Genomic DNA, 21230 nt, shown 5'->3' on the forward strand with positions numbered 1-21230 from the left:
GCGCTTTCGTGACTAGGCCACGTGTGCGCGCCGAGGATCGGCCCCGGCTGCGCGGTCGATCCAGGCGACGAGCTGCGCGGCGCTGACGAGCCCGGCCTGCGAGACGACCACCTCGCCCCCCTGGAGCACCACGAAATGTGGGATCCCGCGGACGCCGAAGCGGCTCGCCAGCTCCGGGTGTGCGTCCGTGTTGACCTTGAGCACGACCGCCTTGCCGGCGCGTTGCGCGGCGGCGCGCGCGACCTCGGGCGTGGCCATGCGACAAGGGCCGCACCAGGGGGCCCAGAAATCCACGAGGACCGGCACCTTCGTGGTGCGTACGATCTCCCCGAACTCCCGCGCGTCGACCTCGAGCGCCTCGGCGAGCGGCGGGAGCGTGGCCTTGCAGGCGCCGCAACGACCGGTGTCGCTCAGGCGCTCGGGCGGGATGCGGTTTCGGGTCTGGCAAGAGGGACAAGTGCGGATCACGGGGAACCTCGGCGTCGAGCGGGCGGGCGCGCATCAACAGCACGCTCGTCGAGGGCGGTATGCGAAGGACGTGCCGCCTAGCAATATTCGGCGATGATGTCCCAGCAGGCGTGCGCGAACTCCCGGTAAAGGGAGCGATCGAGCTCGCGGGGTGGCTCGTTCATCACGCCGTGGCTCTCGGAGAAGAGCGAGCCCAGGGCGCCTTCGATCTCGTTGGCCGTCTCGACCCAGAGGAACTCCTCGATCGCGTGGCAGATCTGGTCGCGGATCAGCGTCGGGACCTCGCGGAGCTCGACTTTGCCTTGCATGCGGCGCGAGACCATCGACGCGATACGCTCGGCGTGCTCGGGCCAGCCGCGCAGCGCCTTGTGGAACGTCGAGCCGACGAGGCGCAAAATCTGCTGGGCCAGGCGCCGGACGCGCGGCCTTTGCACCCGCTCCTCGTGCTCGGCGACCATCGCGAGGTAGTCGTCCGTGAGCAGCCGCTTCAGGTCCTCGGAGAGCATGCTCTGCGACTCCTGCGTCAGCTTGAGCTCCACGATCTGCGCGAGGAAGACGTCCCGCAGCATGGAGAGGCGCGAGATGATCGTGCCTTCGGGCGTCGTGTCGAGGATCAGCGCGAGGGGATCGATGAGGTGCCGACCGAAGGTCGTGAGCACGTGGTCGAGGATGCGCTTCTGGTGTTGCTCGCGGGCGAGGACGGAGAGCGCGCGCGTGAGGATCTGTCGGTTCGGCGCGTCGACGAGCACGTCCCCGGCGGCGGAGCCGTAGTCGTACATGCGGAGCGACGTGAGCATCTCGCGGAAGGCCTCGATGTTCTCGGCCGTCCCGCCCTCCTCGCCGTAGACGCGGATGACGAGGCCCGAGCCGGCCTGAGCGAGGAACAGGCGCTGGATCTCCTGCTCCACGTCCTGCTCGCTGATCAGGCCCGGCGGCGGGGGCGTAGACGGCTGCGGCATGAGGTCTTTTTCCTTCACGAAACGGGTTTACGGCCTCTGGCGACCTATCACGGCACGAGGAGCCGCTGCGCGAAATCGCGCAACGTCGTGGGCAGTTGCCGATCCTCGGCCACGCGGCGGAGATCGTCTTGCACGTCGCGTAGCTCCGACGGCCGGAGCCACGCGAGCGCCAGGCGGGTCGTGTAGTGCATGTTCTTCGCGAGCACCGCGCGCACGATGCCGGACACGGGAAAAGCGAAGCTCACCTCGACCGCGGAGAGCCCCAGCGCGCGCGCGGCGTCCTCGAGCGTGTCATCGAAGAGGCTACGTTTCCACTCCAGGACCTCGTGGAAAACATGCGCATCTTCCGCCGTGTACACCACGATCGTGTCGCCCTCGGCCCTCGCGAGCACGAAGCGCCCCTCGCCGTCGAGCCCCACGCGGGCGCCCGAGTCGAGCGTCACGAGCGGAAAAAATCGAGCCGTCCCGATCGTCTCGCCCTTGCCTTCCTCGACGAGCGCGCGGAGCCGCGCGACGATGGATCCGTCCATCGCCCGATTCTCTCACATCAGGGCAGATCGATCATCCGGTAGTGATGCCGGTAATCGAAGAGTGGTGAGCTCGCGTGGACGGAGAGGCGCAGGAGCTCGGCGACACGTGGCTCGTGCGAGATGAACAGGACGAAATCCTGATGCACCTCGGGGAAGAGCTCGAAGAGGGTCGTGCGCTGGACCTGGGCGAGGGTGGATGGTTTGGGGCGGTGTTTCGTGGGGTCGGCGCGGAAGCGCCTGGAGAAGAAGGGGCGGTCGTCGTTCTTCACGCAGCGCAGGATCCGCTCGAGCTCCTGGGGTCCGACACGATCGGGGACGAGGCCGCAGAGGGTGATGCCCGGGGCCAAACGCGCCTCGTCGAGCTCTTCGAGTTCGGTCGAGATACAGGTCTCGGCGGCGAGCCCGGCGGCTTTCATGCGGGAGAGCTCGGCGCTCAAGGCGGCCTTGTACATCGCGGGAGACGTGTGCTCCTGCGACGCGGGGACATACCCGAAAATGAGCCCACCACGCATGGACCCGCGGATCAGGTCCTCCATCCGGTACGCCATGCCCCCCCTCCGACGTGACGCGCTGACCCGGGAATTTGTACTGCCGGGGAGCGGAGTGGCAACCCGGGCAAGCGCGTCGCGAGAGAGGGGAGGGGAGGGAGCGACCGGGGCGTTTGGCGGGGGAGAGGCGGGTGGGGCGGGGCGGACGGGAGGGTTCGTGCGGGGTGGAATGGGGTGGGGCGTCGTCGACGATCAGGTTCTGCGGGCGGAAGGGGGGCGCGAGGCGTCGACGATCGGGTTTTGTGATGGGGAGGGTGGACGTGGGCCGTCGACGATCGAGTTTTGTGATGGCGGAAGGGGGGCGTGAAGCGTCGACGATCGGGTTTTGTGACGGCGGAAGGGGGGCGTGAGGCGTCGACGATCGGGTTTTGCGCGCGGAGGGGAGGCGGGGGCGGGGAGCGGGGGCGGGTTGTGATGGCGGAAGGGGGCGTTGACGGGGGACGGGGAATCCCTTGCATCCTTCCTGCCGCAGGCCTCATCTTGGGGCCGGGACCGGCGATGGAGTGGGCAGATTTCCAGCATCATGGCGAGAGCCCGGACGCGGCCTTCGAGGCGTTCACGGGGCTGCTCTTCGAGCGCTTCTGCCGCCGCGAGTACGGATCGCGCCTACGTGGAGTCCGCTTCCCCGAAGGAGCCGGGGGGGATGGCGGGGTCGAGGCGTATGCGGTCCTGACGTCGGGGGACGAGGTCGGGCTTCAGGCGAAGTGGTTTCGGGAGGCCTTCGGAGCGAACCAAATCAAGCAAATTGACGAGTCGTTCCGCACGGCCCTCTCCGTGCACCCGCGCCTCACGCGATATCTCGTCGCGATCCCGCGAAAACTCGGGGACGACCGGACCAAGAAAAAGCCCGGCGCCCGCAAGGAGACGTCGCAACGCGAGCGCTGGGACGCTTGGGTCGCGGAAGTTCAAGCCCAACCCGACACCGCGCACGTCGCCGTCGAGCTCTGGGACGAGGCCCAGCTCGAAAAGCTCCTCGCCGAGCCCGAAAACGAAGGCCTGCACGCCTACTGGTTCTCGCGAAGCGTCTTTACGCTCGACGACCTGAAGAACCGATTCGAGCGCCACAAAGACGGGTGGCTCCACGAGCGGTACGTGCCCGACGTCCATGCGACGAGTGAGCTGGAACGCGACCTCGCCCTGCGACTCGGCGAGCCGCGGGCGCGCGCGGAGATCCTCGGATGGGTCCGCGACGTGAAGAGCATCCTCGAAGCGGCCCGCGACGCGGTGGCGCGCCTCCCTCGTTACCCGGCCTTCGTGGCGCACGTTCCTGGTGCGGAGGCATTACAAAGGGATGCGCTCGCGGACCTCCGCGCGGCCACCGACGCCGCGCAGGCATTGGCGGAGGGGCTGCAAAAGGGCGAGCGTTGTCCGGGAGACATCCCCCAGCAGGCGGAGCACGGGCGCTCCGCGCGGCTGCTGCATCGGACGCTCGACGAGCTGAAGAGCAGGCGAACGCTCCACGGCGTGGAGGAGATCCGCGCGCGGCTCGGCGAATGCTTCACGGGGATGTATCCCGCGTGGGAGCGGCTACGCGAGTATTGGGAGCTCCACTGGCTCGCTCCGACGACCAAGATCGCAGCCTATACCGGGCGTCCGGGCGTCGGGAAAACGTATGGCCTCGCGAGCAAGGTCGAGGCGCGGCTCGAGGCGGGTCTGCCGGCGGCGCTGCTGCGCGCGAAGGAATGCCCGGTCCAAGGTGGCCTCCCGGCCATGCTCCGGTGGGCCTTCGAGGCGCCCGAGATGAGCAGCAAGCGGATCCTGAACGCGCTCGAAGCGACGGCGGCCCTCGCGGATGTCCGGCGGCAACAAAACGCCGCGCAGGAGAAGCTCCCGGAGGGCGTCGAGAACGAGCCCACGTGTTTTTTGCTCGCGATCGACGGGCTGGAGGAGTCGGGGCAGCCGACGCGGTGGGCGGAGCTACTCGGAGAGCTCGCGTCGGAGCTCGCGCGGCATCCGAGGATCCGCGTCGCGGTCAGTTTGAGGACGAGCGCGCGAGAGATCCTCACGAAGACGAGGAAATCGGCGTTCGTCGAGCTCCCCTTGCCCGAGGACGGCGAGGTGCAGGGGCTCGTGCAGACGTATTGCGACCATTACAGGATCCCGCGCCCCGAGCGTCGCCTCCGCTGGGCCATCCGGGATCCGCTGAGCCTTCGCCTGTTCTGCGAGCTGTCTCGCGACGGCGGATGGTCGCCGAGCCGAAAAAACGTCGCTTTGCCCAACCTGTTCAAGGCGAAGCTCCTGCGGGTCGAGGCGGCCGTCTGCGAACAAGAGGGGATCGGCCTGGAGGAGAGGCCGCTCCAGACGCTCCTGGGCATCATCGCGAAGACCTACGTGAACGCGAGCCCTCCGAGGTATGACGAGGCGATCGAGGCTGCGCGTGCGTCGGTGAAGGACCGTGTGTCGTCTGCGTCGTGGAGCCGGATCTTCGAGCGTGCGAAGAACGAAGGTCTCCTCCTGACGACAGAGCCCCCGGAGTCCGAGAGCTTGCTGGAGCGACCGGCCATCCATGTCGAGCCGGCCAACGAGCCACTCCTGGATTACCTGCTCGCCGCGGCGGCGCAGGCCGAGATCCGGAAGGTGCTCCCGGCGGGCGGCGCGGCGGCAGTCTTGCAGCGTCTCGCGCCGCGACCGGACGCGATCACCCAGGTCGCGGTGCTGCTGGCCGGTGAGGGTGTCGATCTTCGGCGGCCGGATCTGTGGCCGCCTGCGTGGGGTCCGGAGCAGATCGAGACCTCGGTGCTGCGAGCCATTGCCTCGATGGACGACGGTGCTGCGAACGCGTATCGAGAATGGGTCCGTGAGCGGCTCGTCGGGAGTTTGCCGTCCTGCAGGCGCGTGCTCGCCGAGCTCTGCATCCCCGTGGCGCGCGACGAGGCCCACCCGCTGGGTCCGCTTTTCGTGCACGAGGCGCTCCTGCCGTTCAAGCCGGCGAAGCGGGATCTTTTCTGGTCGGGCCCACCGGACCTCGTGGGCGAGGGGGAGCCCTGGGCCGGCCCCGGGGTGGAAGCGCTGGAGCGCGTGAAGCTCGTCGAGGACGACACGGCCGAGGGGCCGCCGTTGCTGCTCGGCTGGGCGCTCACGTCGGTCGACAATCGATGGCGGCGGCGGCTCCGGGCGGAGCTCGCGCGATGGGGGGCGAAGCGGATCGACGAGCTGATCCGCTGGCTCGAGCTGGTCTTTCAGACGAACGATCCGCAGATGGCGGAGGACGCGGCCATGGTCGCGTTCGGCGCGGCTTGCCTGGCGGGGACGGATGCGCGGCTGGCGCAGCTTTCGGCGTGGGTCGACGTGAACTTGCTGGCGCCGGATGCGCCGCGGAGGCGCGAGGACATCGTGGTGCTGCACGCGGCGCGGGGGGTCGTGGAGCGGGCGAACGTGATGGGGGTGCCGGTCCCAGCAGAGATGCTGGAGCATGCGCGGAAGCTTTATTCGACGAAGGATGAGCTTCTGGAGATGGATGCGGAAGCGGCGCGGGAGGCGGATGACCGGTGGGGGATAACGCCGATCACGGGGGATCTTGCGTGGTATGTGGTGCCGGGGGCGATCCGGCCGTTCTTTCCTCGGATCGACTCGTGGGGGAAGACGCTCGATCCACGCGCCGAACGGCTCCTGGAAGCGCACGCAGAACGGGCAGGACTCGATTCGCTGAGCCCCCAGAAATTCGCATTCGGCGCCTTGGCCGCCCAGTTGCACGCGATCGGGTGGAACGAGGCCCTGGCCGAGATGAGCGCAGCAATCGCTTCGCGACATGAGCAAGAAACCCATGGCGCCAGGAGCCCGGTGACTGCGGTCGACGAGAAGTATGTATGGACCGGCTGTCATGCTCTCCAAGCGTATCTCGCGGGACGTGTTCCCATCCAGGATTATGCAGGCGCAGGTACCCTGGAGTTGTTCGAGCCTCCCGTCGACCCGGTGCTCGTCGCTCGGCTGCCCCCCAACCCTGTATCCGATATGTCGCTCGTCGCGACGTCGGTTGATGATGACTGGACATCTTGGCCCGATGACGGACTCACGCCGCGGCTCGACCTCGATGCCACCGAACAACTGAAGCGTGCAGTCGAATGGGTCCAGCGCGCACCGGAGCCCAATCTATGCCCCTGGCTCATCCTCTCGGGCAGCGCAGGTCCCGAGCGTGCGGATGATTCGGAATGGCTCATGCTGTATTGCTCTGTGAATGCCCGCGAGGGGGACAGCCAGGGCGAATCGATACTCCGCGTGAGCTCGGCGAGCGTGGAAGAAGGCGACGCGGAAAGATTACGGTCGGGCGGAGGATTCCGCCGTGCTTACCGGCGCGGAAGCCACCCAAGAGAGCTGAGTGAATTCGGCGAATCGATTCAATGCAGCATATATGCCGACCCATCGGAGGTCGTCTGGGCGCCGTGGGCCAGGGCGCTGTATGGTGTAGAGCGAGTCGAGCCGGAGGAAGACTTCGATGATTCGGCGACGATCGAGCTTCTGGCGACGAAGGCGGGCTTGACCTGGGAGGCAGATGGAGGGGAAAGCAACGCCTGGTTGCCCGCGCACTGGCTGCGCAGCGCTCTCGGGATCGTCGATGTCGAACGCCGAGGTACTCAAGGTAGAGAGTGGCGTTTCAAGGATCGCGCCGGGAACGTGCATGCGATCCATGTGCAGGGGTACTGGGACGATAGACGTTTGGAAGCGCTGGTCATCCGGCGGGCCTCCCTCGAACAGGCGCTCGCCGGTACGGGGCGAACTATCGTTTGGCCCATCTGGTTATTCCGCAACCCGCGCCCATCCCTTATCGGGCGCGATCACCGTTTCGACTTCCCATGGGCTCGCCGCCACTCCGAATTCGTCGCGTTCATGCAACACGAGGGCGTGGATGTCCGTCTGTTTCATACGGAAATCGAAATTCATGAGGACGAGCGCCCCCAAGAACCCGAACCCCCCACCCCCAAACCCGCCTCCAGCGTCGTTCAAGTCGGCCCCACGAACCCCGATCTCGCCGTGCCGCTCGCAAGCGAGCTCGACGACGACGACGCCACCCCCTACTTCCTCTGGGACGACCCCATGACCGTCGCCGAGTTCCGGCGCCGCCTCCGGGAAGCGTCGGCGCCCGAGCGGGATCGCCTCCTCGGGCTCTTGCTACGGGAAGCGCGCGACCCCGACGTCTGGCGGTTCACGACGCCGGAAGAGGTGGACGCGCGGTTCGATTCGATCGCCAAGCACCTCGGCCGCAGGAAGGCGTTCTGGGTGTTCTTGCTCGATGCATGGCGCAAGGAGGGGCTTCTTGGTCAAAAGTCAGCTTAGCCCGCTGCAAGAGGAGATCCTGCAGGCGTTCTTCAAGCGGGACGATCGGTTCTTCCTGTCCGGCGGCGCAGCGCTCGCGGGGTTTCATCTCGGGCACCGGCGGACCGCGGATCTCGACATCTTCACGATCGTCACGACCTCGAACATCCTCGACGAGGCCGACGCCGCCCTGCGAGCCGTCGCGCGGGACCTGAGCGCCACCGTCGAGAACGAGCAAACCACGCCCGAGTTCCGCAGGCGACTCGTCCGCAGAGGCGCCGATCGCGTCAAGGTCGACCTCGTCGTCGAGCGTGTCCCCCAGATCTTCCCGGCGAAGCTCCGCAAAGGCGACGTGCTCGTCGACCCGCCCGAGGAGATCCTCGCGAACAAGCTGTGCACGCTCCTGTCGCGCTCGGAGATCCGTGATCTCGTCGACGTGTACGCGCTGGAACGAGCCGGGTACTCCATCGAGAGCGCCTTGCCGCACGCGATCCGCAAGGAGGGAGGGCTCACGCCGGCGAACCTGGCTTGGGTTCTGTCGGACATTCAAATCGGAGATGACGCGTCGCTGCCGGGAGGCGTAGCGGTGACGGAGCTGCGAGCGTTCATCGAGAGCCTCATCTCGCGGCTCACGCGGCTCGCGCACCCCGAAGCGCCAACCTGAGCGCGCCCCCCTCTTCCATCCGCCCCCAACACACAACACTTGCCCCCCCCCGCCCGCCTCCCGTACGCTCCCCTCCCATGGCCGCCCCCAACATCGACCCCACTTCCGCCATCCTCGCGCAGGGTGAAGAGCTCCTCCGTAACGAGGCCCGCATCCTCGTCCACCCCCTGACCGCCGCCTTTGCCCCCGACTTCACGGCGCTCTTCGAGCAGGAATGGGTCCCCCTCCAGGCGCAAGAGATCCAGCTCCTCCGCGCCGTCATCCACGCCGATGCCCGCGTCTGGTTTGCGGACATGCGCCTCGATGTTTTCGTGGACCGCCTCCACGCCGCCCTCTTCCTCGCCGTCAACAAGGACACCAACGACGCGCGGTATACGGCCATCTTCGCCAAGCGCCCCTCCGAGCTCAAGCGCCCCGTCCTCGGCGGCCAGCTCGCCGTCATGCTCAAATGGCCCGAGATCCTCTCCGGCGCGGCCTATCAAGGGTTCTCCGACGTCGTCGCCTTGCTCCCGGAGCTCCAGACGCACCTCACCTTCGCGCAGGACGCGGAGACGGCGCGTAATGCGGCCGTCGAGGCCAGCAAGAATTTCCGCACCCTCGGCGAGCGCAAGGCCTTCACCGACAAGTTCAATGCCCTCCGCAAGGCCACCCTCGGCAAGCTGCTCGAGATGCCTCACAAGCTCACGGCCGAGGCGCTCCCCAATGATTTCGCCGACTGGTTCTTCCCCCCGCGCCGCCGCAACGACGAGCTGAGCGTCAAGGAGCTCGCCGAGCGCACCGCCTCCCTGGAGACCGAGCTCGGCGCCCTCCGCCAGCAGCACCAGGCCGCCCTCGACAAGGAGCAGGCCGAGGCCGCGAAGAAGCAATCGAGGGAGGAGAAACGCGCCGAGCTGGAGGCCGCGCGCAAGGACGCCGCGGAGAGGGCGAAACGCGTGAAGGAGCTGGAAGCCGAGCTCGAAAAGGGGTGACAGGAACGGAGACCGCCCCCCGACCGGACCAGCTCCGCGAAACGCGCTTCCCCCCCGCCCGGACTTGTCGAACAATGTCCGCGATGAAGCCGCGCGTCAGGCGAGCGCTTTTGGTCTCCGGGGCCCTGCTCGGCGTGGCAGGCGTGCTCGGCGCGCTCGCCTCGCCCTCGATGCGCGCCTCGATCTCCGCGGGGTACCGCGCCTTCCGCGATCCCACCCTCCTCGAAAGGCCCGCCGCCGAGGACCCCGCCGCGCCGATCTCCCGGCGCGCGCCGGGCGAGGAGGAGAGCAGGCTGCTCGACGCGGCCATCGCCAAGGATTTCGAGAAGGCCACCGAGGGCGACCTCGACGACCCCGAGGGCGCCGCGCTCGCCACGCTCGTGATGCCGGATCTGCGCGTCCCCGTCACCCGGAGGACCATGCGCTTCGTCCGGTTCTTTGCGAAGACCGAGGGCGGCCGCGCGATCTTCGGCGACCGGTATCAGCGCAGCGGTCGGTACCGCCCGATGATCGAGCACACCCTGCGCGAGGCGGGTTTGCCCGAGGATCTCGTGTGGCTCGCGGCGGTCGAGAGTGGCTTCGATCCCCGCGCCGTCTCGCCCGCGGGCGCGGCCGGGCTCTTTCAGTTCATGCCCGAGACGGGCGCGCTCTACGGCCTCGATCAATCGCAGTGGGTCGACGAACGCAGGAGCCTGCGGCGCTCCACGGTCGCCGCCGTCGCGCACCTGCGTGACCTCTACGAGCGCTTCGGACGCTGGGATCTCGCGCTCGCCGCGTACAACGCGGGGATCGAGGCCGTGCTGCGTGGCATGGCGAAGGTCGCCGAGACGCGCCCGCCCGGCGCCCCGCAGACGCCCATCGGCTTCGCCGAGCTCGCGCAGCAGAAGCTCTTGCCCGAGGAGACGGCGAACTACGTGCCGCAGATCGTGGCCTTCGCGATCGTCGCGAGCAACCGCGCGCGCTTCGGGCTCGACGGGGTCTCCGCCGATCCCTCGCTCGAGATGGGCGAGATCGCCGTGCCCGAAGGCACACGCCTGCGCACGATCGCGCGCTCCGCCGGCATCCCCACGCGCCTCTTGCGCGAGTACAACCCCGAGCTCTTGCGGGATCGGACCCCGCCCTTCGGCGGCGACTACATCATCCACCTGCCCGCCGAGCGCGTGCAGCAGACACTCGCGGCGTTCCCGGCCTACCTCGAGCACGAGCGCGTCGACGATCCAGGCGCCGATCCGGTCGTCGAGACCGCGACGGCCATGCGAGCGCCGCAGGTCCCGGGCTTCGACGACGCCGAGGAGGACGACGCGCCGCTGCCGCCGCGGCCCTCGCCGATCGGCAGGAATCGCCTGCCCGATTTCGTCCTTCCAGGCCAGGGCCCGGCCGCGCTCTCCATGTCGAGCCTCGGCCCGATGGGCGCGAAGCTGCCGTACGTCTCGATCGGCGGCGGCGTCGGCTGGCAGCCGAACCGCCCGGACGATCCGCTCGCGGTCTTCGCCACCGAGGAGCGCCGCGCGCAAGCGGCGCACGCGAAGGGGCTCGGCGGCGCGGCCCTCGAGAAGCAGCTCGGCTTCATCCCGCCCGCCGCGCGCCTCGAGCCGCCGCCGGACAACTTCCAGCGGTTCGTGCTGCCAAGCGGCGTGGCGATGCGCGTGCGCGAGGACGCCGCGGCTCCGCGCGTGGCGATCACGATCCGCATCGCGCCGGACGAAGGGAAGTTCGCAGGCACGCGTGAACCCGCGGGCGAAGCGGGCGCGGGCGAGACGCGGCACACGATCACCGTGGGGAAGCGGGATCTCGATCTCGGCCTGGAGCTCGCGGCGGGTCGCTTGCGGCTCCTGCTCGGCGAGACGTCGGGCGCGCAGCTCGCGAGCTTGCGGCGCTTCTCGGCGCTGCCGCGGCGCCGCGCGCTCGAGTCGATGGCGTACGGTCCGGCGTGGCTCGCGCTCGGCGACGCGCTCTTCCCGGCGGGACATCCGCTCGAAGGGCACGTGCTCGGCGCTCGTGAAGACGCGGCCGTGGCGCGGGATCTGCTGCTCGCGGAGTCGATGGCCGCCGAGCGCACGCCGACGCGCGCGTCGGTGACGGTGATCGGCGACGTGAGCCGCTCGCGGGTCGAGGATCTCGCGAAGCGGATCTTCGCGACGATGCCCGCGCCGGCGGACACGCGGCCGATCGGCCCGCACCCGCGCGAGGAGCGGCTGACCGTGGAGCAAAACGTCCCCGCGGCGCGTGCGCTCTACGGCTGGATCGCGCCGGGCGAAGAGGACGTGCGGGATCACGCGGCGATGCGCGTGGCGATGTGGATCCTTTCGAGCACCAAAGGTGGTCGGCTCGATCGCGCGCTCGTGGAGAAGGGGTACGCCGCGGAGGTGCGCGCGATGCTCGACGCGGGCAGCCGCGCGAGCGTGGCCGTGGTGGAGATCGTGCCCGCGGTGCCGCACGATCTCGCGGCGGTGGAGCCGCAGCTCGACGCGGAGATCGACGCGTTCGTGCAGGGAGGGCCGACGGGCGTGGAGATCGCGTACGCGGTCGCGCACCTGAAGGCGGGGCTGAAGAAGGAGATCGCGAGCCAGCGCGGGCCGGTGGTGCAGAACGCGCCGAAGTTCGCGAACAGCGCGCGGATCCGCGAGGCGCTCGCGCCCGGCGCCGCGGAGGCGCTGATCGAGGAGCTCGACAAGATGAGCGTGCAGACGATGAAGACGGTGCTGCGAAGGACGCTCGCGCGCGGGCACCGGGTGGTGGTGACGACGGCGCCGAGGTGAGGCGGGGTCAGGGTTTGGTGCTCGCCGCCGTATTCTCCGGCGGCATCTCGAACGTCTCGATCACCTTCTCGAGCTCGTCCTTCACGCTGGGGAACACCTCGGCCCGCGCGAACGCGATCACCTGGAACCCCCGGTCGCCGCGCGCGAAGAGCCCGTAATAATACACGAGCTTCATGCCCTCCGTGTCGGCGCGGGCGTGCAAGAGGCGCGCGTTCTTCGGGTCCGTGCGCAAGGGCTCGCGCGACTCGATCGTCCCACCCATGCGCTCCTTGATCGTGCTCGCCACCGCGTCCGTGTACTTCTCGAGATCCACCACCGCGCCCGGCGCGTGCTCGGCCACCACGAAGACGTGCGCGTCCTTGTCCGGACGAACGATCCACCGATCCGCGAGCGGGTTGTCCTTCTTCGCGGCCTCGTCCTTGCGAAGCGCCCAGCGCTCGCTCGGGGGCAGCAGCGTGTAGTTCGTCGACACGCCCGTGAGCCTGCCGGCCGGCAGCGGCTCGGCGTCCGCGGGCAGGCCCGGCACCTCGTCGGTCGGCAGCTCGAACGACTCCACGAACGCGCGTAGCTCGGGCTCGGCCTGGGGGAACGACTTCTTCGGCGCGAACGCGAGGATCTGGTAGCCGCGCTCGTACGTCGCCACGACGCCCGTCAAGGTCTCGACCTCCATCCCGCTCGTCGTCGATCGCGTGTGCACGAGGCGCCCGTTCTCCGGGTGCGTGCGCAGCGGCTCGCGGCCCACGAGCTCGAAGGCCGTGGCGCTGGTCTTGCCGTTCTCGATCACCGCGTCGGCGAGGGCGTCGGGCAGCACCAGCATGCCGGGCACCTTCTCGGCGATGACCATCACGTGCGCGTCGAGATCGGGCCGCGTGATCCAGCGATCCGCGAGCGGGTTGTCCTTCTTCGCCGACTCGGGCTTGCGCATGCGCCAGCGATCCGAGGGCGCGCGGAGCTGGTAATGGGACGCGTCGCCCGTCACCACGCCCGCCGGCTCCGACTCGATGTCGCCCCGGGCCGTCCACACGAGCGCGGCGATCGGGTTCGTGCCCGTCAGCGTCGCGGACAGGCCGAGCACGTTGATGAGCGCGTAGACGCCGAAGAGCACGCCGCCCACGGCCACGCGAGGTTTGCCCGCGTCCCCGACGAGCAAGAGCAACAGCGAGCCGCTCACGACGACCTGCATCACGGCGAGGAACGGATCCTTGAACGCGAGCACGGCCGTCAGCACGATGAGCCCGAACACGACACGCACGATCGCCCACGGCAAGAACTTGCGATTCCTGGCGAGCAAAGAGATCCCGATCGCGACGTCGATGATCGCAGGGAGAAACGTCCGGCCGGGGGAGGTGAGGGGCGTCGGATCCGGGTCGGGCGGCAGGACGGCCGCCTCGATCAAGACGAGCACGGCGTTCACGATGAGCAGGCCGCCGGCGATACGCTGGCCCGTCGTCACCACGTCCGGCGACCGCAGGACGGGCGGCGCGGGCAGCGGCGCCGTGGGGGGTGCATACGCGTTCGTCTCGGGGGGCTTCGGCGCGTCGGAGGCCGGGTTTGTCATGGCGGGTGTGATGGTACGCCCGGTCCGGCCCGCCCGTCGATGGGGGATGGGCGCGTCAATCGCGGCAGCGTGGTTTTTCTGCCCAGCGAAGGACCTCGCGCTCGGCCACGGGCAAAAACCGGATCTTGCGGCCGCCGCCGCGGTCGGCGACGACGATCTCGACGGGTTCGTCCGCGTCGCCGTCGCGCTCGGCCGGCACCTTGGACGAAAGCACGAACGCCCCCTCCTCGAGGCCCGCGCGCGCGGCCGCCGAGCCGGGGACGAGGCCGCGGATCATGGCGGGCGTCTTTTGCAGGCTCGCCTCGTCGAAGCCGAGCTCGTGGACCTTCGACTTCGTACGAGCTCGGTGGAAGCAGGGGCCGAAGGCGTCGCCGTCCAGCGTGATCTCGCCGTGCCCGCGCACCATGACCCAGTCGAGCTCCTCGCCGCGGGCGGGGCCGAGCTCGCGCGCGATGAGCTCCCCCAGGGCCGCGACGGGCAGGTCGACCTTGTTCTCGGCGGCGGCGCGATCGACGAGCGCGCGCACGAGATCGTCGAGTGATTTTTTCCCGCGCGAGGCCTTCCGCAAGGCCGCGTCGAGGGCCGCGGCGTAACGCGCGCCGCGCTGGTAGTCCTGCCGCGAGCGGGCGTGCGCCGGAAGCGCGCCGGCCGTGTTCACCAGCGTGCGCTCGAGGTCCGCGGCGAAATCGCGCGGGCCGATGAGCTTCTCGGCGAGCGCGATCTTGCGGGCGTAATGAACGGAGAACCCCTCGGAGAACCAGACCTGCTCGCGGCCGCCTTCGACGAGGCGGACGGCGCCGCCGATCCAGCGGTGGGCGAGCTCGTGGGCCGCGGCGATGGTGACGGCCGCGTCGAAGGGTCGGTCCTCGCCGATCCAGAGCCCGAACGAGCGGCCGAGCAACGCGCCGTCGTGCCCCTTTCCGAGGCCGGGCTCGGCGACGAGGAGGTACGAAAAATCGCCACGTGTCGCCGGGCCGGATCGAGGCGCGCCGCCGAAGAGGCGCTCGAGCGCGGCATGGGCGCGCGTGATGGTCGCGTGCGTGGCCTCGGCGTCGAACGCGGGGCGGCCGAGCAAGACGAGCCGATGCTCCTCGGCCGAACCAAACGTCCGGAGCCTGCCCGCGAGGTAGACGGCGTTCGCGAGCTCGGCCGGCGTCGCGCGGGCCTCGACGTCGTCGCCGACGCCGAACGAGCTCGCCCCCGAGGCGCCGGGCGCGAGGGCGCCGGGGCGGATCTGGACGTGCACGGGGAGCGGCTCGTTCGCGCGGGGCAGGAGCAGGAAGGTGTGGCCGACGCCGGAGAGGCGCTCGCGATCGAGGTGCAAGGCGAAACGCGCGACGTCCCTGGGCGCGGAGGCGACGCGGTAGGTGATCGCGAGGTGGGAGGTCGGGGCGCGGCCGAGGACGAGGATACGCTCGGGGCCTTGGTCCGCGCTCTCCTGCGTGGCAATCACGCCCTCGCCGTCGCGGACGCGCACGCCGCGCAGCGCGGCCATTCCATCGATGCCGGCCCAGGCGCGGCTGATGGAGAGCTCCTTCGCGCGCGCGGCCTCCGGGCCGACGAGGTGAATTTCGACGTCGACCACGCCCCGATCAGGCCGCGGCGTGAGGCGCACGGTGAGGCCATCGGCGAGCGCGGGCAGGGGAGGGAGCGGCTCGGCGGGGCGCGCGGCGGCGGGATCTGCGGGCGCGGAGGAAGAGTCGCGGCAGGCGGGGAGCGCCATGGCGGCGAGGAGGACGGGAGGAAAAATGTTTTTCCAGGTGAAACGCACGGCCTTCCCCAACAGCGCGGAGCGGGCAGGGTGATAGCAGAGCCGGGCGGAGGGCGGAACGCGTCTCGGCGCCGCGATCGCCGATCCCTCGCGTTTTCCCGCGGATCGGCCGTACCATCGGGCGCGGAGGTCCCGATGCCCCGGCTTCGCTTCGCCCCGCTCTCGCTCGTGCTCCTCGCTTGTGGCTCCCAGGGCGCCCCGCCCGGCAATGGCAAACCACCACTCCCGCCTTGCACCGATTGCACGCCTTCCGGTGATCGCGCCTTCGTCCTGCCTTCGCCCGCGGGCGCGACGCTCTGGACCGCCACGCCCATGGACAAGGTCCTTCGCGAGGCCACGCCGCCCTCGCGGATGGGGGACGGCATCCGCATCTCAGCCGCCAAGAACGAGCTCGAGCCCTTCCAGATCGTCGTCCGCCCCGACGCGGCCGGGCCCGTCTCATTCAGCCTCAGCCCCCTCACCGGCCCCGGCACCCTCGACGACGTCCGCATTCACCGCGTCGGGTACGTCCGCATCACGGAGCCCTCCGATCCTTCGTCGATCGTGAGCCCCTATGTGCCCGATCCGCTCCATCCGACGAGCTTCGGCGCCTCGCACGAGCTCGCCGCGGGCGAGAACCAGCCTTTCTGGATCACCGTCCGTGTCCCGCCCGGCGCGGCCGCGGGGGAGTACACCGCGACCCTCACCGTCACGACGTCCGGCGGCACGGAGGTGATCCCCGTCTCGCTCCACGTCTACGATTTCGAGCTCCCCCAGAAGCTCGGCTTCGACGGCAACTGGAACACGAGCTTCCAGGCCCTCGGCGGCGGCGAGAGCCTGGAGAAGGTCCGCGAACTGAAGGACTTCTTCCACGAGCACCGCCTCGTCCCCGGCGGCGTCGCCTGGCCGGCCGGGCTCAATTACAATGGCGGCATCAACTACGATTGTGCGTCGGGCTCGTTCGTGGAGGAGAACAATCCTTACGACTTCTCCCAGCTCGGCCCCGAATACATCGACGGCGTGGGGTGGAACGGGGTCGGCTTCCCCTCGTTCCAGATCATGCAGTTCGTCGACAACTCGACCCCGCGGCCGCAGACGTTCTGCGGCGTCGATCGCGGTAGCGACCCCTTCGGCACGCCCGAGTACAACGCCGCGTGGCAGGAGCTGCTCGCCGCGATCGACGCCTACCTCGTGGCGAAGGGCTGGCAGGACAAGGGTTATTATTACGTGCAGAACGAGCCCCAGGGGCCGGAGGACTACGACGTCGCCGCGTTCCTCGCGAAGCTCGCCAAGGAGGCCGCGCCGAACCTGCGCATCGCGGTCAGCGAGGAGCCGAAGCCCGAGATCGCCGAGCACGCCTCGATCGGCTCCGGCCATTACGATCTCTGGTGGGCCGACCTCTCGCATTTCGATCCCAAGTACGCCGAGGTCCGCCAGGCGCTCGGCGAGGACGTGTGGTGGTATTTCCTCTACGGCGACCTCCCGCCGCATTTCAACCCCATCACGATCGATCACCCCGGCATCGAGACGCGTATCGCCTTCTGGGCCGCGTGGAAGTACCGGATCCGCGGCTTCGCTTATTACTCCGTCACGGGCTGGGGGAGCGATCCCTACGAGGATCCGCGGCCCCAAGGCACGAACCAGAACGGCGACGGCTTTCTGCTGTATCCGCCCGAGGACGGCGCGATCGTGAGCAGCATCCGCTGGGAGCTGCTCCGCGAGGGCGCCGAGGACTTCGAATACCTCCTGCGCGCGGCCGGCGGCACGATCCCCCAGACGCCCGCGCAGGCCGCGGGTTGTGACCTCTCGGCCGCGAGCGCGGTCTCCTCGCCGACCTCGTTCACGCGGGACGCATCCGCGCTCGCCCACCTGCGCGACGAGCTCGGCCTCTACCTCGAAGGCAAGGTCAACGGCTGCCCGACGCTCGTCTCCGCGCCCGAAGGCGCCCACCCGCGCGCCGCGTATCACATCAACTTCCAGGACCCGAACGGCGAGCCGTCCGCGAATCCGCTGGTTCTGGACGGCCACGAATGGATCAAGATCGGCTGGGAGGGTTATGACGCGAAGAAGGGGTACGGCTGGTCGGGCCCCCACATCGGCGATCCGGGGATCATGTTGTACAAATACCTCGCGGACGCCCCGGTCTCCGAGCTCCAGAAGAGCGTGATCTACAACGATTACGGGCGCACCGACACCTTCAACTGGGACATCGAGCAGGGTCAGTACGAAATCACGGTCTCCATCGGCTGGCACGATCGGACCTACGAGCAGCACCGCGTCCTCGTCGAGGGGCAGCCGCTCTTCGACTCCGTGGCCACGACGCCGGCCGAGCCCTACCGTGTCGCGTCGGTCGTCGTCGACGTGAATGACGGCAACGTCACGATGGAGGTCGGGCAGCAGGACCAATACACGATGCTGAACTGGATGCGCATCGTGCCCGTCCCTTGAGACGCAGCCGCATAACGCGTTACGCGGCCTCTTCCTCGTTTCCGGCGACTCCGCGATTTGTTACCGTCGCCGGTCATGCGACGATCGACCTCCAGTTTCGTGACGGCGCTCCCGGTGCTCGCCGCCCTCGCCGCCGGGTGCGGCAGCAGCGGCGGGGACCCGACCTCCTCGGGAAACCCACCCACCGGCAGCGGCGGCGCGGGCGGGGCCGGCGGCCAGGGCGGCGACGGCGGCGAAGGCGGAATCATCCTCGCCGGCTCGGGTGGCGCCGGCGGCGGCGGCGGCCAGGGCGGCGGCGTGGACCTGTGCGTCGGCATCCAGTGCCCGGACGATCAGCGCTGCGAGGTGCTGCCGGATGGAAAACCCGGCTGCGTGAACAACGAGTGCGGCATGCTGAATTGCCTGCCCACCGAGGTCTGCGAGGTGACGCCCGGCGGCGGCGCCTACTGCAAGGACATCGCCTGCGCGCAGGACGTCGAATGCCCGCAAAACCAGTATTGTAATGGCACGATCTGCGTGGACGACGCCTGCGTCCCCGGCACGACGAGCTGCGTGGGCGACGAGCTTCAGGCCTGCGACGCGAATGGCAGCGGGGTGTCGGCGCAGTTCACCTGCGGCAGCACCTCGTATTACACGAGCATCTGCACGGACGACGGCATGGGCGACGCGGCGTGCCCCTGCGAGGACGACTGGGATTGCCCGGCGGACACGGCCTGCGAGGCCGGCGAATGTGTCGGTACGGGCAAACCCGCGACCTGCACGCTGCCGCCCGTGCCCTTCGCGGAGGTCCTGCCGAAGAAGGAGATCCAGTGGGGCGGGACCGGCGTCGTGCCGAACAACGTCGCGGTGAACGCGCCGTTCGCGGGATCGGCCCAGGTGAGCATGACGCCCGTCGTCGTGAACCTCGATGACGACAATGGCGACGGCCTCATCAACGAGCTCGATTTCCCGGAGATCGTGTTCACCACCTACCACGGGACCTCGGCCACGGCGCACGGCGTGGTCCGCGCGATCCACGGCGGCGGGCCGAACAAGGGCAAAGACTATTTCGCGAACGCGGGGACGAACGTCTGGCACGAGGGCGAGCCGCTGAACAAGGCGTGGCTGAACACGGACGGGATCGCGAACTCGACCGCCTCCATCGCGGCCGGTGACCTCGACGGCGACGGCGTACCCGAGATCGTGGTGCCTTACGAGGTCGTCGCGGGTGTGTCGACCGGCGGCCTCGTCATCCTCGACAACAAGGGCGACATCATCACGCAGACGGCGGTCAATACGTGGCCCTCGGCGGGGCACAACGTCCCGGCCGTGGCGATCGCGAACGTCGACGGCAAGGGGTACGCGGAGATCGTCGTCGGCAAACACGTGTTCACGGTCGACAAGGACCCGATGACGAACGAGCTCGTCTTCGTCGACAAGTTCTCCGGGCAGATCACGGTCAATGGCAACAACGGGCAAGGGCCCATCGGCTGCATCGCGAACCTCGTCGGGGACAACAAGCAAGAAATCGTGGTGGGCACGACGGTGTACAGGTTCCCCACGCCGCCCGCGGGCGTGGGGAAACGCGCCGATTGCGCGGCGGGCGACACGAGCGCATTTTGCCTCGGCCAGCTCGAGGTCGTCTGGGACGCGCAGGTGGTGAACGGGGCCGTGGCCGTGCCGAACCTGCAACGCGAGGGTTTCTGCGCCGTGGCCGATATCCTCGGCGCGGACGAGGCCGCGCCGCCGGGGCCGGACAACCCGCCCGACGGCAAGGCCGAGGTCATCCTGATCTCGCGCGGATATCTGGCGATCTACAACGGCGAGACCGGCGCGCAGCGCCGCTTCACGAACCTCGGCGCGGGCGACAACGGCGGCGCGCCGAACGTCGACGATTTCGACGGCGACGGCTTCCCGGAGATCGGCACCGCGTTCGGCTTGCGGTACATGATGATCGACCTGCAGGCGACGTCGGCGAGCTGCCCGGCCTGGCCAAACGCCTTCGACGACGCGATCGCCGGCGACAACGGAAACCCCGCCCGCGACCCCGGCGGCGCGTGTACGACCGACGCCGAATGTCAGGCGGGCGCCGTTTGCAACACGGCGAAGGGCTCGTGCGTGTGCCTGCACAACGGCTGGATGCGCGTCACGGAGGACAACTCGAGCCGCGTCACGGCGTCGAGCGTCTTCGACTTCAACGGCGACGGCGCGGCCGAGACCATCTACAACGACGAGTGCTGGTTCCGCATTTACGACGGCGCGACGTCGGCGGTGCTCTTCAAGGAGCACTCCCCGAGCCGCACGCGCACGGAGAACCCGGTCATCGCGGACGTGGACAACGACGGCAACGCCGAGATCGTGTTCGCCTCGAACAACGACACGAGCTCGTGCTCGGCGGGCTACAATTATCCGAATGGCATCGCCGTCTGGGGCGACAGCAGCGACACGTGGGTGCCGGCGCGGCGCATCTGGAACCAGCACGCCTATCACGTGACGAACGTGCTGGAGAGCGGGGCGATCCCGCCGCTCGAGCCGGAGAGCTGGAAGCTCTACAATGGCCGCCGGTACAACACGTACCGCTCGAACCCGCGCTCGTCCGGCGTCGCGCCGGATCTCCGGGTCCCGGGCATGCAGATGTCGTCGCCGGACGCGGCGTGCGGGCAGCTCTCGACGAAGCTCGACATCACGGTGGAGATCCGCAACGACGGCGACGTGCGCGTGGGCCCGGGCGTGGTCGTCGCATTCTACGGCGAATGGATGGGCGGGGCGCCGAGCGAGCCGCTCTACGCGGACGCCGCGCAGACGCCGCTCACCGCGGTGCTCGGGACGAGCCTGGAGCCGGGGCAATCGATCCTGGTGACGGTGAACTACGACGCGACGAACAATTCGCCCGGCACGTTGCCGGAGAAGGTGCGCGTCGTGGTGGACGACACGAACCAGGAGCGTGAATGCGTCGAGGACAACAACACGCTCGAGGCCGCGGTGGAGCCGGGGCAGGTGCAGCCGGATCTGCGCATCGACGTCGGGGCGGCGTCCGAGGGCACGTGCCCGGCGCCGACGGTCTCGGCGACGCTGTACAACGACGGATCGGCGCCGGCGAGCGACATCCTCGTGCGATTCTACGCGGGTGATCCCAACCAGGGCGGCACGCCCGTCCACGAGGAGACGATCGCGGGGCCGCTGGATCCGGGGCAAAGCGTCATGTTGAGCCCGAAGATGTCGAACTTCCCGCCGGGGCTCCTGGTGCTCATCTACGCCGTGGTGGATCCGCAGAACACGGTGCTCGAGTGCAACGACGGAAACAACAAGGATGAGGCGAACGGGAAGGTGGTTTGCGGGATCAATTGAT

Annotated in this window: 13 protein-coding genes; 6 read left to right on the forward strand and 7 right to left on the reverse strand. The window is 69.1% G+C overall.

The window, feature by feature from the left end; translation table 11 throughout:
• Positions 1-12 precede the first annotated feature (12 nt).
• From trxA to GF068_RS01215, 5 genes are all read right to left on the reverse strand, one after another.
• Positions 13-468 carry a thioredoxin gene (trxA, locus tag GF068_RS01195; protein ID WP_206079375.1) on the reverse strand — a complete coding sequence of 152 codons (456 nt, stop codon included), beginning with the start codon at positions 466-468 and terminating at the stop codon, positions 13-15.
• Positions 469-545: 77 nt separating this feature from the next.
• The gene (locus tag GF068_RS01200) at positions 546-1427 is read right to left on the reverse strand and encodes a hypothetical protein (protein WP_153817449.1); all 882 of its coding nucleotides are present in this window, start codon (positions 1425-1427) and stop codon (positions 546-548) included.
• 47 nt (positions 1428-1474) lie between these two features.
• Positions 1475-1957 carry a hypothetical protein gene (locus GF068_RS01205; RefSeq protein ID WP_153817450.1) on the reverse strand — a complete coding sequence of 161 codons (483 nt, stop codon included), beginning with the start codon at positions 1955-1957 and terminating at the stop codon, positions 1475-1477.
• A gap of 17 nt (positions 1958-1974) precedes the next feature.
• A complete protein-coding gene (locus tag GF068_RS01210) occupies positions 1975-2505 on the reverse strand; it encodes a hypothetical protein (RefSeq protein ID WP_153817451.1) in 531 nt (176 codons plus the stop codon).
• Positions 2506-3111: 606 nt separating this feature from the next.
• Positions 3112-3768 (reverse strand): hypothetical protein, encoded by a 657-nt coding sequence (locus tag GF068_RS01215; protein WP_153817452.1) that lies wholly within the window; start codon positions 3766-3768, stop codon positions 3112-3114.
• A gap of 600 nt (positions 3769-4368) precedes the next feature.
• Between GF068_RS01215 and GF068_RS01220 the strand changes: the two genes are divergently transcribed.
• The 4 genes from GF068_RS01220 to GF068_RS01235 all read left to right on the forward strand — a co-directional run bounded on the left by GF068_RS01220 (position 4369) and on the right by GF068_RS01235 (position 12146).
• A complete protein-coding gene (locus GF068_RS01220; RefSeq protein ID WP_153817453.1) occupies positions 4369-7776 on the forward strand; it encodes a hypothetical protein in 3408 nt (1135 codons plus the stop codon).
• Positions 7757-8419, forward strand: a complete 663-nt coding sequence (locus GF068_RS01225; protein ID WP_170319242.1) for a nucleotidyl transferase AbiEii/AbiGii toxin family protein — start codon at positions 7757-7759, stop codon at positions 8417-8419. The genes GF068_RS01220 and GF068_RS01225 overlap by 20 nt, the downstream gene beginning before the upstream one ends.
• Before the next feature lie 77 nt (positions 8420-8496).
• Positions 8497-9387: a cell envelope integrity TolA family protein gene (locus tag GF068_RS01230; protein ID WP_153817455.1), complete on the forward strand. Its 891-nt coding sequence runs from the start codon at positions 8497-8499 to the stop codon at positions 9385-9387.
• Between the two features lie 83 nt (positions 9388-9470).
• Complete coding sequence (locus GF068_RS01235; RefSeq protein WP_153817456.1) at positions 9471-12146, forward strand: transglycosylase SLT domain-containing protein; 2676 nt, start codon at positions 9471-9473, stop codon at positions 12144-12146.
• A gap of 7 nt (positions 12147-12153) precedes the next feature.
• Here GF068_RS01235 and GF068_RS01240 read toward each other — a convergent pair whose 3' ends face one another.
• Both GF068_RS01240 and GF068_RS43280 read right to left on the reverse strand, forming a co-directional pair.
• Positions 12154-13704 carry a hypothetical protein gene (locus GF068_RS01240; protein WP_153817457.1) on the reverse strand — a complete coding sequence of 517 codons (1551 nt, stop codon included), beginning with the start codon at positions 13702-13704 and terminating at the stop codon, positions 12154-12156.
• 55 nt (positions 13705-13759) lie between these two features.
• Positions 13760-15427 carry a M61 metallopeptidase family protein gene (locus tag GF068_RS43280; RefSeq protein ID WP_170319243.1) on the reverse strand — a complete coding sequence of 556 codons (1668 nt, stop codon included), beginning with the start codon at positions 15425-15427 and terminating at the stop codon, positions 13760-13762.
• Positions 15428-15610: 183 nt separating this feature from the next.
• On the opposite strand from GF068_RS43280, the gene GF068_RS01250 reads away from it, so the two are divergent.
• Both GF068_RS01250 and GF068_RS01260 read left to right on the forward strand, forming a co-directional pair.
• Positions 15611-17902, forward strand: a complete 2292-nt coding sequence (locus tag GF068_RS01250; protein WP_170319244.1) for a glycoside hydrolase domain-containing protein — start codon at positions 15611-15613, stop codon at positions 17900-17902.
• Between the two features lie 75 nt (positions 17903-17977).
• Entirely contained in the window at positions 17978-21229 is a 3252-nt protein-coding gene (locus GF068_RS01260; protein WP_170319245.1) for a CARDB domain-containing protein, read from the forward strand.
• Position 21230: the final 1 nt, after the last annotated feature.

Source organism: Polyangium spumosum (assembly GCF_009649845.1).
Taxonomy (GTDB): Bacteria; Myxococcota_A; Polyangia; order Polyangiales; family Polyangiaceae; genus Polyangium; species Polyangium spumosum.